Here is a 371-nt window from a genome sequence, read left to right as displayed (position 1 = left end):
CTCAATAACTCGCCTGGATTTGGTACTCTGACTCCACTTGTTAATAGAAACAATCTTCCATCACTTGTGTTGTCTTTGAACTTCTGAAAGTAAGTATCATCATTGACATCAAAGCTATCAAAGTTTCTCATCAGATTGCTTAATCCCATCTTATTGGATACCTTAAATATCTTGTGTTGTACTGGTTTTCTAAGATCACAATCTATGAGAAGAACATTAGCGTACTTCGCTACACTAACGGTTGCTAGATTACTTGCGACACTACTTTTCCCTTCTGCTGGATTTGTACTTACTACATTTACCACTTGGATGTTCTTCTCAAATGATGAATATTCTATGTTCGTTCTTAACTGTCTGTAGATTTCTGTATA

The 371-nt window shown here is 35.6% G+C and carries 1 protein-coding gene; it reads right to left on the bottom strand.

Annotation, left to right across the window (positions count from 1 at the left end; translation table 11 throughout):
* On the bottom strand, positions 1-305 hold a 305-nt coding region (locus UGRO018_RS17840), incomplete at its 3' end, for a tyrosine-protein kinase family protein (RefSeq protein WP_416327859.1).
* Between the last annotated feature and the right edge of the window lie 66 nt (positions 306-371).

The organism is Hoskinsella mucinilytica, assembly GCF_045223415.1.
GTDB classification, from domain to species: Bacteria; Bacillota_I; Bacilli_A; order Erysipelotrichales; family Erysipelotrichaceae; genus Hoskinsella; species Hoskinsella mucinilytica.
The sequence above is the reverse complement of the archived record's forward strand: the minus strand, read 5'-3'. Positions and strand labels throughout refer to the sequence as shown.